Source organism: Kribbella sp. NPDC049174, assembly GCF_043197365.1.
Lineage (GTDB): Bacteria > Actinomycetota > Actinomycetes > Propionibacteriales > Kribbellaceae > Kribbella.
Genome location: NZ_JBICSZ010000008.1, coordinates 401,659 through 414,692, shown reverse-complemented (window position 1 = coordinate 414,692; position 13,034 = coordinate 401,659). Strand labels below are relative to the sequence as shown.

General features: G+C 67.9%; 13 protein-coding genes and 3 tRNA genes. 7 read left to right on the top strand and 9 right to left on the bottom strand.

The features are described 5' to 3' along the window. The first annotated feature begins 82 nt into the window (after window positions 1-82). The 3 genes from ACGFIF_RS34010 to ACGFIF_RS34000 all read left to right on the top strand — a co-directional run bounded on the left by ACGFIF_RS34010 (window position 83) and on the right by ACGFIF_RS34000 (window position 2,875). Window positions 83-1,438 (top strand): LVIVD repeat-containing protein, encoded by a 1,356-nt coding sequence (locus tag ACGFIF_RS34010; RefSeq protein WP_393160188.1) that lies wholly within the window; start codon window positions 83-85, stop codon window positions 1,436-1,438. A 221-nt stretch (window positions 1,439-1,659) separates the two neighbouring features. Next, a complete protein-coding gene (locus ACGFIF_RS34005; RefSeq protein WP_393160187.1) occupies window positions 1,660-2,043 on the top strand; it encodes an STAS domain-containing protein in 384 nt (127 codons plus the stop codon). A 103-nt stretch (window positions 2,044-2,146) separates the two neighbouring features. After that, complete coding sequence (locus ACGFIF_RS34000) at window positions 2,147-2,875, top strand: polyprenol monophosphomannose synthase (RefSeq protein ID WP_393160186.1); 729 nt, start codon at window positions 2,147-2,149, stop codon at window positions 2,873-2,875. Between the two features lie 55 nt (window positions 2,876-2,930). Here ACGFIF_RS34000 and ACGFIF_RS33995 read toward each other — a convergent pair whose 3' ends face one another. Beyond that, the gene (locus ACGFIF_RS33995; protein WP_132216573.1) at window positions 2,931-3,281 is read right to left on the bottom strand and encodes a metallopeptidase family protein; all 351 of its coding nucleotides are present in this window, start codon (window positions 3,279-3,281) and stop codon (window positions 2,931-2,933) included. Window positions 3,282-3,298: 17 nt separating this feature from the next. Beyond that, a complete protein-coding gene (locus ACGFIF_RS33990; protein WP_393160185.1) occupies window positions 3,299-4,249 on the bottom strand; it encodes a hypothetical protein in 951 nt (316 codons plus the stop codon). Between the two features lie 124 nt (window positions 4,250-4,373). Between ACGFIF_RS33990 and ACGFIF_RS33985 the strand changes: the two genes are divergently transcribed. From ACGFIF_RS33985 to ACGFIF_RS33970, 4 genes are all read left to right on the top strand, one after another. Further along, a complete protein-coding gene (locus ACGFIF_RS33985; protein WP_393160184.1) occupies window positions 4,374-5,552 on the top strand; it encodes a hypothetical protein in 1,179 nt (392 codons plus the stop codon). Window positions 5,553-5,718: 166 nt separating this feature from the next. Beyond that, window positions 5,719-5,791 (top strand) — tRNA-Glu (locus tag ACGFIF_RS33980). A gap of 59 nt (window positions 5,792-5,850) precedes the next feature. Continuing rightward, window positions 5,851-5,927 (top strand) — tRNA-Asp (locus ACGFIF_RS33975). A gap of 45 nt (window positions 5,928-5,972) precedes the next feature. Next, window positions 5,973-6,045: transfer RNA gene (locus ACGFIF_RS33970), tRNA-Phe, on the top strand. Window positions 6,046-6,119: 74 nt separating this feature from the next. Here ACGFIF_RS33970 and ACGFIF_RS33965 read toward each other — a convergent pair. From ACGFIF_RS33965 to ACGFIF_RS33935, 7 genes are all read right to left on the bottom strand, one after another. Next, window positions 6,120-7,331 carry a tyrosine-type recombinase/integrase gene (locus ACGFIF_RS33965; protein ID WP_393160183.1) on the bottom strand — a complete coding sequence of 404 codons (1,212 nt, stop codon included), beginning with the start codon at window positions 7,329-7,331 and terminating at the stop codon, window positions 6,120-6,122. Further along, window positions 7,328-7,534, bottom strand: a complete 207-nt coding sequence (locus tag ACGFIF_RS33960) for a helix-turn-helix domain-containing protein (RefSeq protein WP_393160182.1) — start codon at window positions 7,532-7,534, stop codon at window positions 7,328-7,330. Before ACGFIF_RS33960 ends, ACGFIF_RS33965 begins: the two co-directional genes overlap by 4 nt. Before the next feature lie 32 nt (window positions 7,535-7,566). Then, entirely contained in the window at window positions 7,567-8,889 is a 1,323-nt protein-coding gene (locus tag ACGFIF_RS33955; RefSeq protein ID WP_393160181.1) for a DUF3631 domain-containing protein, read from the bottom strand. Next, the gene (locus tag ACGFIF_RS33950; protein ID WP_393160180.1) at window positions 8,886-9,752 is read right to left on the bottom strand and encodes a bifunctional DNA primase/polymerase; all 867 of its coding nucleotides are present in this window, start codon (window positions 9,750-9,752) and stop codon (window positions 8,886-8,888) included. Before ACGFIF_RS33950 ends, ACGFIF_RS33955 begins: the two co-directional genes overlap by 4 nt. Before the next feature lie 141 nt (window positions 9,753-9,893). Next, complete coding sequence (locus ACGFIF_RS33945) at window positions 9,894-10,307, bottom strand: RRQRL motif-containing zinc-binding protein (RefSeq protein ID WP_393160179.1); 414 nt, start codon at window positions 10,305-10,307, stop codon at window positions 9,894-9,896. Then, entirely contained in the window at window positions 10,307-10,642 is a 336-nt protein-coding gene (locus tag ACGFIF_RS33940; RefSeq protein ID WP_393160178.1) for a hypothetical protein, read from the bottom strand. Before ACGFIF_RS33940 ends, ACGFIF_RS33945 begins: the two co-directional genes overlap by 1 nt. A 195-nt stretch (window positions 10,643-10,837) precedes the next feature. Next, window positions 10,838-13,033, bottom strand: a complete 2,196-nt coding sequence (locus tag ACGFIF_RS33935; protein ID WP_393160177.1) for a cell division protein FtsK — start codon at window positions 13,031-13,033, stop codon at window positions 10,838-10,840. Window position 13,034: the final 1 nt, after the last annotated feature.

Genomic DNA, 13,034 nt, shown 5'->3' with positions numbered 1-13,034 from the left:
CTCCTTGTGTCAGATCGCTTCCATAACGTGTCTATCACGCCTAGGCTGGGGGACCGAAGAAGACCGGAGAAGGGACCCAGGCATGCGCCGCCCCCGCACGCTCGTCCGTCTTGCCCTGACTGTTGCTCTGCTCACCGGTCTGGCCGGCACAGCCTCGGCCGACCCACCCGACACGGGCGCCTCGAAGAGCGACAACATCACGCATCTGGCCAGTGTGCCGATGACCGGTGCGCTGACCGGTGGTCTGAACACCGACATCGCGTTCGCCGGCAAGAAGGCGTACGTCGGCAACTTCGCCGGCTTCGCGATCTACGACGTCGGCGACCCCGCCAACCCGCGGATGATCAGCCAAGTGGCCTGTCCGGGCAGCCAGAACGACATCAGCGTGTACGGCGGCCTGCTGTTCCTGAGCACCGACCAGTCCCGCAGCAACAACTCGTGCCAGAGTGTGCCGCAGTCGCCGACAATCAAGGAGTCGTGGGAGGGCATCAAGATCTTCGACGTCCGCGACCCGGCCAACCCCCGGTACGTCGCCGCCGTCGAGACCAAGTGCGGTTCGCACACGCACACCCTGATCCCGGAGCCGTCGAACCGCTCGGTGTACATCTACAACTCGTCGTTCTTCCCGAACGCGACCTACCCGGACTGTCAGCCGCCGAACGACCGGATCGACATCATCAAGGTGCCGCTACGGGACCCGGCCAAGGCCGCCGTGGTGGCGTCGCCGGTGCTGTTCCCGGACGGCGGGTTCCCGGGCAGCGAGACCGGTGACGCGACGAGCGGCTGCCACGACATCACCGCCTTCCCGGCCCGCCGGATCGCGGCCGCCGCGTGCATGGGTGACGGCGTCCTGCTGGACATCTCCCGCCCGGCCGCACCGCGGGTCATCGACCGGGTCCAGGACGCGGAGAACTTCTCCTTCTGGCACGGCGCGACGTTCAACGGCGACGGCACCAAGGTCGTCTTCATGGACGAGCTCGGCGGCGGTGGCGGTGCCGAGTGCAACGAAGCGGTCGGTCCGGACAAGGGTGCGACCGCGGTCTTCGACATCTTGCACCGCAAGCTGAAGTTCCGCAGCTACTACAAGATCCCGCGGCATCAGGCCGAGGGCGAGAACTGTGTCTCGCACAACGGGTCGCTGATCCCGGTCCGCGGCCGCGACATCATGGTGCAGGCGTGGTACCAGGGTGGCTTCTCGGTCTGGGATTTCACCGACTCGGCGAACCCCCACGAGATCGGGTACTTCGACCGGCCACCGCGCCGGCCTGCTTCGTTCGGCGGGTACTGGTCCGCGTACTACTACAACGGCACGATCTACGGCACCGAGTCGGTGACCGCGTTCGACACCTTCAAGATCTCCGACGCACGGACCGACTCGGCCGGCCGGGTCAAGCTGTCCGAGCTCAACGTCCAGACCCAACCGGCCTTCTGGGGGTGATGTGTTTGTTCGATGCGTTGCACAGGTAGATGACCGAGGCATCTGCACAGGCAGATGCAATAGCTGGTAGCGCTTACATCCCTGGTTAGATCACGCTCCGAGGTCATCCCGCTCAGACCCGTTGTGACGCCTGCGCGTTGGGGCATACGGTGAGAGCAGGGCAGTTCCACTCCGCCAGGACCGACCGGCGTTTCGCGGAACGACCCGGGGGAGAGACCGGCGTGACAAGCCAGCCTGAGCCGCGGGACGGCGAGATGATCAAGACAACGTTCGACGCTGTGACCGAGGAGCTGGAACCCGGCGTACTGCTGGTCCGGCTGTCCGGTGAGATCGATATCGCGACCACCGAGTTCGCCGCCGAGTCGATCCGTGCCGCGGTGGCACCGCCGGCCCGGCTGGTTCTGATCGACGTCTCGGCTGTCACCTTCTGCAGCTCAGCCGGTCTCGGCAATCTGGTCGAGGCCCGCAACCTGGCCGGCCAGCACAACATCACCCTGGCCCTGGTCGGCGTCGGCCGCCCCGTGGACCGCCCCCTGGCCGTCACCGGCCTGGGCGGCCAGTTCCGGATCTACTCTGACGTCACCGAGGCCCTCGCCTCGCTCTGAACTTCGCCCCGGCGGACAGCTCCTTCGACGCTTGGCCAGATCACCTTTCGGTTCTCGGCCGGTGGATGCGATAGCGTCCGGTGGTCCCCGAAGAAGGAAAGTCATGGGTGAGCTGAGCAAGATCGTCGTCGTCGTACCGACCTACAACGAGCGGGAGAACCTCCCCGTGCTGGCCGGGCTGCTGTCCGACCTGAACCTGCCGGGCCTGCAGATGCTCGTGGTCGACGACAACTCCCCCGACGGCACCGGCGATGTGGCCGACGAGCTGGCGAAGGCGTCGCCGGAGCAGGTCGGCGTACTGCACCGGACCGAGAAGAACGGCCTCGGCCGCGCGTACATCGCCGGCATCAGCCGAGCGCTGGACGAGGGCGCGGACATCGTGATCCAGATGGACGCGGACCTGTCCCACCCCGCCTCGGTGGTCCCGATCATGGTCGAGACGCTGCGGACCACGGACGCCGGCGTCGTGATCGGGTCGCGGTACGTCGAGGGCGGTTCCGCGGCCGCGGAGTGGGGCTGGCACCGCCGGGCGCTGTCCGCCTGGGCCAACTTCTACGTGAACGCGATCCTGCGCCTGCACGTGAAGGACGCCACCGCCGGGTTCAAGGCCTGGAAGGCCGACACGCTGCGGTGGATCGACGTCACCACGATCGAGAGCAACGGGTACTCGTTCCAGGTCGAGATGAACCACCGCACGGTCCGCCGCGGGCTGCGGATCGCGGAGGTCCCGATCCGGTTCGAGGAGCGTACGGCGGGTGCCTCGAAGATGAGCCTGAAGGTTCAGCTGGAGTCGGCGCTGATGCCTTGGAAGCTGCTGTTCCGGCGCTCCTGAGGTCTCAGCCCGCTTGAGGTCTCAGCCCGCTTGAGGTCTCAGCCCGCTTGAGGTCTCAGCCGTAGCCGAGCTCGTGCAGCCGGGCGTCGTCGATGCCGAAGTGGTGGGCGATCTCGTGCACGACCGTGATGTTCACCTCATCGACGACGTCCTCGACGGTGTCGCAGATCGCCAGGGTCGGATTGCGGTAGATCGTGATCCGGTCCGGCAGGACGCCGCCGTAGTAGTGCCCCCGCTCGGTCAGCGGGATGCCCTCGTAGATCCCGAGCAACTGCGGATCACCGGCCGGCGGCTCGTCCTCGACGAAGATCGCGACGTTGTCGATCAGTGCCGCCAGCTCCGGCGGCACCTCGTCCAGCGCCTCGGACACCAGCACCTCGAAGTCCGCCCGGCTCATCTCGATCACGCAGCCAGCCTAGTAACTCAAAGCCAACCCTGCCGGGACGCCTGGACGCCGAGCTGGAACCTGGTCTGCGCGCCGAGGGCCTCCTGCAACCGGCCGATCCGGCGCGCGATGGTGCGTTCGCTGACACCGAACTCCCGGGCGATCGATTCGTCCGTCAGACCGGCACTCAGGTACGTCAGCAGCCGCTTCGCGTCGAGGCTCGGCCCGGCGGTCACGTCGTTCAGCTCGGTGCCGCCGGTGATCGGTACGGCGATCCGCCACAGCGCCTCGAAGATCCTGGCCAGTCCGGCGAGCAGCGGGGAGTCGTGGACCACGACCGCGGTGAACTCGGGCCCCCGCCGTACCTCGGATCGTGCCCCGACCAAGGCCCAGCGATTGTCGACAATCGTGATGTTGAGCGGTACGTGCGGGAAGACCCGGGCCGTCTCGCCGGCGTCGATACAGGCCTGCACCAGGTGCAGCGCGTTGGCGTCCTGGAGGACGTGCGCTCCGTAGATCACGTCGTACCTGACGCCTCGCTCGAGCGCCTCGAACATCCCGTCGACGATCCGCAGCTCCCGGGCCGCGAGGTTGCCCATCGTCATCGCCCGGACCTGCTCCTGGGCGTCGGTCTGGACCGAGTTCAGGACGGCCTGTGAGGCGGCATACGTGGGCAGGACCTCCAGATAGTCCTGCTTGCCGGCGGCCGCCTTCCAGAGCTCGCTGAGCGTCTCCGCACTGTCGCGGGCGAGCGAGGCCTGTTGGGTGTGGCGCTCCGCCAGCGCCTCCATCGCCAGCCGCGGTGGGCGGATCGTCAGGGCGCCATCGGTGCGCTCGACCAGACCCAGGGCGCTCAACTCCTCGAGGCTCGCGTCCACGCGGTCGTGCTGCGCGGCCAGCTCTGCCGGCGTGGCATCGGGGTGCTGCAGCAGGTCGAGCAGAAGGGCCTCGGCCGGTGCCGAGAGACCCAGCGCCCGGAGCGGTTCCATGTCTTTGTGTACCACCGGCGGCGACAGGTTGTCGCCATGCCGGTTTCTGACACCGCGGACTCTCGTAGCGGGTGCTACCGGCTGCCAATACTGATGCCGCATACCCGTCCCCAAGGAGTCCCTGATGAGAAAGCGTCTGGCCTGGCCGGCTCTCGCCGCCGTTGCCCTGGCCTTCGGTCTAGCAGCACCACCTGCGGCCAGTGCGGCCCCGGTTGCTCCGAGTCAGAGCGCCGTACCGCAGCAACTGTCACCCGAGATCCAGCAGATCGTCGACAATCTGCCGGCCATGCGGGAGCGCGCGGCCGCGGTCAAGGCGCAGCTCGGGCTGCCGGACAACCCCGCGCAGGACGCCGTACTGGAGGCCATCGACCCGACGCAGTACGAGTGCTCCGCGGCCACTCCGCCGGTGGCAGCTGCGGTCACACCGGACGTGTCCAGTTGGACGTTCGAGCAGCGATTGGCGGTCCTCCATGTGCTGCTGTTCCAGATGGCGCTGGTCGACGCGGCGTACCTGCCCCAGCCCGCTCCGTACACGTACGGCATCCGGGGCGAGTTCACCAATGTGGTCAATCGCACGATCCGCGACCTGCGGCAGTTCTGGGACATCCCGTCCGGCGACATCGAACTCGTGCCCGCCCACGGCCGGTCGATGCTCGACCCGGATGTGAACTACCGCGTCTTCACCGCCGTCTACGGCTTCGACCCGGTCGCGTCGCGGGTATCCGCCGACCTGGTCGCCCGCGAGCTCAACAGCCCGGTGCTCGAGTACGGCGACCTGCCGATCTTCACCTTCAACGCGTACGCCGCACCGGGTGGCGAGGTCATCCCGGGGTACGGCGTCTCGCCGAAGCGGATCGCGTTCGGCGACGGCGTACTGGAGGGCTTCGCCCGGGTCGGACTCGGCGACGTGGCACCGCAGGCGATCCTCGCGCATGAGTTCGGTCACCAGGTGCAGTACGCCGACGACCTGATGCGCAACGACCTGCCCGCGCCCGAGGCGTCGCGCTGGGCCGAGCTGATGGCCGACGCGTACAGCTCGTACTTCCTCACCCACGCCCGCGGCGCGGCGATGCAGTGGAAGCGGGTCGCATCGTTCGGCCAACTGTTCTTCCAGCTGGGCGACTGCGGCTTCACCGCCGACGGCCACCACGGCACGCCGAACCAGCGGATGCGGTCCGCGCTGTGGGCCTACGACGTCGCGAACAGTGCCCGCCCACAGGGATACATCCTGCCGGCGCTTAGCTTCTACGAGCTGTTCGTCGCGCAGTACCCGCAGCTGATCGCCCCTGACGCCACCAGCTAGCCCTCCCCCCAGGGCGCCGTACGCCGAATGTCCCCCGGCGTACGGCGCCCGTCCCGTCTGCGGTCTCGATCGAGCTCATCAGCCGTTCAGGAACTCGTTTTGGCGTCGGCGCCCAACTCCTCTATGCTTACGGCTGTCCCTGGAGCTTCGGCTCCCGCGGGTCCGAGTCCCCATCGTCTAGTGGCCTAGGACGCTGCCCTTTCAAGGCGGTAACGCGGGTTCGAATCCCGTTGGGGATACGGTCGAAAGACCGGTGTCAGAACCACCTCGAAGATACTGTAGGATCATCGAGAAATCTGGCCCAGTGGCGCAGTTGGTTAGCGTGCCGCCCTGTCACGGCGGAGGTCGCGGGTTCGAGTCCCGTCTGGGTCGCCAGGAGAAGGCGGCGGTGTCAAACACCGCCGCCATATTTTCTCCTCCGGTCAGGTAGCTCAGCTGGTAGAGCGTCCGCCTGAAAAGCGGAAGGTCGGCGGTTCGAGACCGCCCCTGACCACCCTTTCTTGAGCGTGGATCTCGGTCCGAGATCCGCCGAACCTCCCGCGAGTACCGCAACCAGTACCGCAACGCCTACCCGGCAACCAGCTCCGCGAGCTGATCAAGCGCCTTCCGCTGGTCGTCCAGCGATGCGTGCGCGTAGATCGTCATCGTCACGTGAATGTCTGCGTGCCCCACGATCGCCTGAACGATGTGCGGCGGCACCTTCAGCCGTAGGAGCAAGGTCACACAGCTATGCCGGAGGTCGTGGAGGCGCATCTCCCCCAGCCCGGCCGCCTCCCGCAGCGGATACCAGACCCGCCGCAGGTTGTCCGGCTCGATCGCCGTACCGATCTCAGTTGTGAAGACGTAGCCGGTGTCCACCCACTTCTCACCGGCCAGCAACCGTTCCATCGCTTGCCGGCGCTTGTGGCTCCGGAGGGCTTCCGCACAGACCGCGATCAGCGGCACCGTGCGGCGCGAGCGATTGGTCTTCGGTGTCACGGCTTGCAGGGCTCCGTCGACACGTTGCAGCGTGCGGCGGATCTGCACGGTGTTCTCTGCCCAGTCGATGTCCTCCCACTTCAGCCCGAGCAGCTCGCCGCGACGCAGGCCCAGGAAGAGCGCGAGCACGAACAGGGCGTGAAGCCGGGTCGCCCTGGCTGCCTCGAGCAGGAGCCGAGCCTGTTCCTCCGTTGCGCCCCTGTTGATGTCGTACTGCGCGCCCTTCACCTGGACCAGCTTTGCCACATTGCGTTGAAGTACTTCCTCCCGCACGGCGGCTTGAAGTGCATTGCGCAATACGGCGTGTACCTGCTCCACCAGTCGGTCTGACGGACGCCGTTCGCAGCAACGACCAACCGCACAGCAGCTCGCCTTATCACCGCGTCGTTCGTCGTACCCGTGCAGACAGCAAAGGCAGCTGTTCCGCAGGCGCTTCATGAACAAGCGGACATCGGCACCGGTCAGCTTGTGCAGCTTCTTCTTGCCCAGTTGGGGAATGAGATGCACCCGCGCCACCAGCTCATACCCCTGATAGGTCTTCGGCTTCTTCGACGGCTTCACGATGTGCTCTAGCCAGTACTTCAGGAATGCCTCGACCTGCCAGTTGGTCGCCTCAGCCGGAATGCCTTGGTCGGAACGTGTCTGCATGTTCCTGAGCTTTTGCACGACCTGGTCCCGGTCCTTGTGTGACACCTCTCTCCGGGCGTACGTACCGTCAGGCTGCAGGAGATACGCCGCGCCGAACCACCGATCCTTGCTGGCGCGGTAGAAGATCGAGCCGTCACCGTTAGCGGCCTTCATGCTGCGGTTTCCTCCTCCAGGAGTTGAATGGCTTCCTCCAGAGCTGAGACCCGAACCAACCGGCGAGCACCGATCTTCACGGTCTTCAGCTTCCGGCTTCGGATCAGGTCGTAGAGCGTCGAGCGATGGATACCGAGTCGGGCAGCAGCGTCATCGGTGGTGATCAGCAGGCGGTCGGCGTCGGCAATCTGGATCGTGCTCATCTGAGGCGTGACTCCGTTCTGTCCAGGCATGGTCAGGCGCTGACCGAGGTCGGGTGAGTGGAGATGCCGGCATCGTCATTCGGCATGGGGACAGCTCTGGGGACCCAAGCCGTACCAGCCGTACCAGCCTCGTTTTGGCTGGTCAGGTCCAAGGAGGCTTGGGTGGTTGGTACGGCTTGAGCCGTACCAGTGGCGGAAGCCTCATCGACTCTGACCTGCGATGTTGAGGCTGGTACGGCTGGTACGGCTTCTCCACCGGCCGGTTTCGGCTCGGGGCAGTAGCGGTTCCAGGCGTCGGTGAAATCGCTGCGGTAGTAGCCCTTGGCCTGTCCGGTGGGGAACCTGATGGTGTCGCTGTGGATCTCGAAGTCCCGCAGCAGGTTGCCCATCCGCATCGCCGTGAGCCCGGCCTTTCCGATCGTTGCCCAGGGCGCCTCCGGGTCACTGCGGAGCCGCTCTAGCAGGATCTGTGTCGGCAGCGCGTCAGCGTCTTGGAACGCAGTGCGGCAGTCGGACAGGAGCCGGGTCGGGGTCGATCCTTCGTCGCCCGCATCGCGGTCGCTGGTGAGCGCTACAGCGGCCTTTCTGGCAGCCCGTGGCCACTGCCCGCCTGCCAGGTCGGCAACGGCGATCATCGGCTCCCAGGTGTCGGCAGCGCGGTCTTCCAGCGGCATGTCCGGCGCGGCCTTGGTCAGCTCGATCACCTGTGGGGCAAGCCACTGGTTAAGCAGCTGGCGCAGCTCGCCCAGCTCCGGGCCATCCCGACGGACCCGGTACGGCGCGACCTGCTCACCGGGCGCGCGGCGACGCATCCGGATCACGGCAGCGCGGTCCTCGATCGTGTCCGGCATCGCACCGATACCTGCGAGCGCCGCCATGGCGAAGGTCTGGATCTTCTCCACCGACCGTGATCCGGCGTCGTACCGCAGGGCGGGGCGGCCGCGCTGGTGACCGGCGTTCAGCAGCCCGCGCAGATCCTCGTTTTCGCCTGCCTTGGGGCCAAAGATGGTGTCGGCCTCATCGATCAGCAGCGTCGGCGGGTCGGACGGCGCCATGCCAATGGACCGGTAGACCGCTGACGGGGATGCGTTGACGGTCATCAGCGGCCGGTGGCACATCGCCTCGACCATGTCGAGCAGCCGAGACTTTCCGCACCGCCGTTCGGGTGCCCGGATCACCAGCCGCGGAGCACAGTTCCACGCCTTCACGGCATGGGTGGCGGCGATCCACAGCACGACCGCGACGGCTGCCGAGGTGCTGGGCAGGATGACGTACCGGGCGATGGTTGCGGCCACGTCGTCCAGCAGTCTCGCGCCGTCGATCGGCTGTGTTCTGTCGGTGCTGGGGGTGGTCATGCGGCGATCCCTTCGTCACGGAAGCCACCAGTGATGGCGGCTCTGATGTCGCGGGCGGTCTGCTCGGCTTGCTGCCCCACATCGGTCAGTGCGGCAACGGCGTCGGTGTGGCTGATCGCTCCGGCCGCGACCATCCGCGCAATGCCTCGCGCGGCGCCGTAGAGCGTGGTTCGGCGGCGTCCCTCGGGTGCGTTGCGGACGGCGTCCAGGTGCGCGGTCAGCAGTCGCTCGGGGTGGGAGATGCCCCCCGCTTCGGTGGTGGTATTTTGGCCGGCGCTCGGCGTCAGGTCTGCCGGTGGTGGCAGGCAGGCAGTGACGAGCGCGGGGGGCATCTCGACCGGTTCGGCGGGTCCGTTGCCCCATTGGTAGGGGCGGCGTGTGCGGTGGTGGGTCGACGGTGGGAGGACGACGTACCCGCCGTCTGCCTTGACGTCGATCCCGGCCCGGTGCGGCATCGGCCGCGACTGCATCTCTTGTCCGGGGTGCCGGTAGTACAGGTGCACTCCCCCGGATCCGGTGAGGACCCACAACGTGCGCGGCACCAGCCGGTGCGCCATCAGGTCGGACAGGCTGTAGTCGCCGCCGTGTGCGGGGTCGACGTCGACGACCAGCAGCCCGGATACGGCGCCGGTACGGACCGCGAGCTGTCCGCGCGGGACGGCGTCCACGATGGCGGCGACGCGGGCCGGGTCGGTGGTGGCGGCGTAGAACCCGTGGCAGGTCAGGTGCCCGCAGCTCGCGGGGTCGTGGGCGTCCTTGGGGCAGTCGTCGCAGTTGGCGACCGGCCGCTTGGAGCGACCGAGCATGAAGACCGGCCAGCCACGTCCAGCGGCAGCGAGGGCGGCGGTCAGCATGTCATTCATCGGGTTGTCCTCCTCGAGGGGCGATCGGGCTGGTTGGTGGGGTCAGGGTCGGGTACCTGTGCGGTAGGCGAACGCGGGTGCGGCCGTACCCACGACTCGCCAGGTTCCGGCGTTGAAACACACAGCGCCGGAGCCGTGTGGTCAGGCCGCCGCATGGCTCGTCATGCAGTCGTTGCAGCGGCCGTCTGAGGTCGGGATGCAGTAGTCGGTGACGGCCTTACAGAGCTGGCATGTCCGGCGGGCTTGCATGGCCTTGTCCAGGGCGTTGAGCTGGGCCGGTGACGGCACCCGGGACGGGCGGGCGAGGTCGAGCCGGTAGAGCCAGGCCCAGCGCTTGCCGTTGCGCCAGGCAAGCAACGCGTACGGTTCCTGTCCGCCCGGGCACAGGCGCATGGCGCGGAGCTGGCGGCGGGTGGCCAGGCCTGCGGGTGCCCACCGGAACCGGAATACCGGTGTCCCGCAGTGGTCCCAGCCGAGGGCCTGTTGGCCGTTCCACAGCTCGATCCAGCGCGACGCGGCCGGGTGCAGGCTGGCGCGGTCGATAGGGGCGGCCATCAGCGCTTGCCCTTGCTGGTCGAGTTGTCTCCGGCACCGTGGACCGCGCGGATGTGGTTGATGACGTGGCGTCCGAGCCGGACCCGCAGCCCGGATCCGTCGCACTTGCCGCAGTGTCGGTAGGCGCGGCCGAACGGGGACTTGAACTTGCCGACGCCCTTGCAGCGGCGGCACTTGCCGAACGGCCAGATCAGGCAGCCCAGCAGGTAGAGCGACACGGCGATGGTCACGATGAGTGCCACCGTGGCGACCTGCCCGGCTGTCTGGGCCGTGGCGGCGAGGTCGCTACCGTGGGTAGCGGCGGTGGAGATAGCGGTAGCGGGGTGGATGGACACGGGAAGCCTCCAACGGGCTGTTTTTGGGCGTGAGGAGCCGAGGCCGCTACTCGCTACGCCTGAGCGAATGGCCTGGTCAGCTATGGGTTGCGGGGTAGCGGGACGGGTAGCGCAGCCGCTACCGGTAGCGTTCCGGCCGCTACTTCGACCGTCCCGCACCCTCAGTTGTGCTGGTTACTCTCTGTCGCCTGCGGTTTAGGCGGTGGTGCCGTCGCGGCGGGCCATCGCGGCCCGGACGTCGTCGGTGCGGCAGCCCTTGCGGGTCACGCCGTCGCGCTTCACGTTCACCGACGCGACGCCCAGCGCGCGGGCCTGCGCGGAGATCGCGTCCGGGGTGGTGCCGTCGTACTGCTCCGGCATCTGGTTGGCCAGCCGCCCGGCGATGGTGTCCCAGTGACCGGCGTTGTCTGGCCCCATCACCGTGAGGACGTCGGCCAGGACGTCGCGGGTGGCGCGCTCCAGGTCTTCCCCGGCGGCCTCGCCGGTGAGGGTGCCGAGCTGTTCGCGGTGCTTGCGGGCGGCGGTGAGGATCTTGTCTGCGTCGGCTGCGTCGGCCAGGAACGTGCGCACGGTGGGAGTGGAGTCGGTGACCCCGTACAGGTAGCCGACGCCCCGGTACTCGTCGCCCACGGGCAGCGAGGACGCGTCGAACCCTTCGGCGTAGGCGTCGCCGCCGAGCACGGCTTCGGACACGATCCGGTTGCCGCACTTGAGCGCGAACCGGTTGGAGTGGTTGTCGCGGAACCGGTTGAACAACCGGCCGACGTCGCCCGCGCCGACACCGGACGGCTTCTGCGAGCTGGAGATCAGCACGACGCCGGCCGATGGCCCGACCGCCTGGATACGGGAGAGCTTGGCGGCGATCTCCTTGTTCACCGCCTGGTCCTCGGTCTCGAAGTAGACCTGGAACTCCTCCATCACCATCACCAGCACCCGCAGATCCGGGTAGCGGTGGTCGCGGGCGAGTTCCTCGGTGAGCTTGCCGTCTGGGCAGGCGCTGACCGGCAGTGACGTGAGCACGCTGTTGACGCGGTCGATGTGGGCCAGGACTTCGTCCAGGATGGCTTGCAGGTGCTCGATCGGGTTGTCGTCGTTGGGGTTCGGGTGAGTCCCGAACACGGTCCGGTGGGCGATCTTCTTGAAGCCCAGCCAGTCCGGGGAGTTCTTGCCGTCAGCAACGATCAGTTTCGTCCACGGGTCTAGTGCGGCGTGCAGCGCGACCAGGCGCGCGGCGAACGTCTTGCCCTTGCGCGGCTGGGCGCCGACCAGCAGCGACGACCACAGCAGAGGCAGCCTCACCAGCGCGTCCCGCTCGTCCTTGCCGAACCGGACCGGCCGCCACACACTGCGTGGCTTGCAGTCCAGCATGTCCGTGCGGCCCACCGGCACGGCGAGCGGGTCGCGGTCGGCGACGAACAGCATGTGACGGCGCGAGCTGGTCTTGTCCGGGGTCAGGAACACCTGGTTGGCGTGGACATCCAGACCCGACGCGATCTTCTCGCGGGCACCGGCCACGTCCGACCAGCCCTTGCCGTACGGGAGATCCACAACCACCTGAGACCCGGTGTTGCGGGCGTCCCTGGACATCGCAGACCCGAAGCGGACCTCCTGGTCCGTGCGGTCCGGGCGACCCAGACCGGCGGCGTAGTAGGCGCGCAGCACGATGTCGGAGTTGAGCTTGCGGAACCTCGGCGCGACCACCGCCGTACCCACCAGCGTCTGCCCCGCCGGGCGGCCGAAGTGCGCCAGACCCGCCACTAAAGCCGCACCCGCGACCGCCAGACCGGCGGCCGGGGCGGCGTTCCAGGCGATCGGGGCACCGATCAGGAGACCCAGGTTCTGCAGCGCCAGCACGCCACCGCGCCATAGACGGGTGGCCTTGAGCTGGCGGTGGATCTTCTCCCACTCCTTCAACTCGCCTGCGTCGGCGGCCTTCTGCTCGAGTGCGACCGAGTTCGGCACCCACCACCACCGCAGTTGCTGGCTGATCAGTCGCGACAGGCCGCGACTCGCGAACCAGCCCAGCTTGGTCGCGTACCAGGGCGACCGCACCGCGTGATATGCGCCGACGTGACCGGCCCGCGCGAGGGCGCGGGTGATGGTCGCGCGCAGGTTCTCCGGGCGCAGGTGGGTCGGGATGATCGGCAGCCGAGTACCGTCCGCGATCGGTACCGCCAGACGCGCGGTGTCCACCGGCACCAGCACCTTGCCGTTGTCGGTTTCCTCGTCCAGGGCGATCTCGTAGGCGGTGTCCATCCGCTCGACCTCAGCGGCGTCGACCGGCACCGGCACCAGCGCGCCGGCCGATTCCTCAGGGGTGTCGTCGCGGCGGGCGCGGCGCGAGTCCAGGTTGATCGGTTCGGGCAGTTCGTTGTTCAGCGGCTCGGTCATG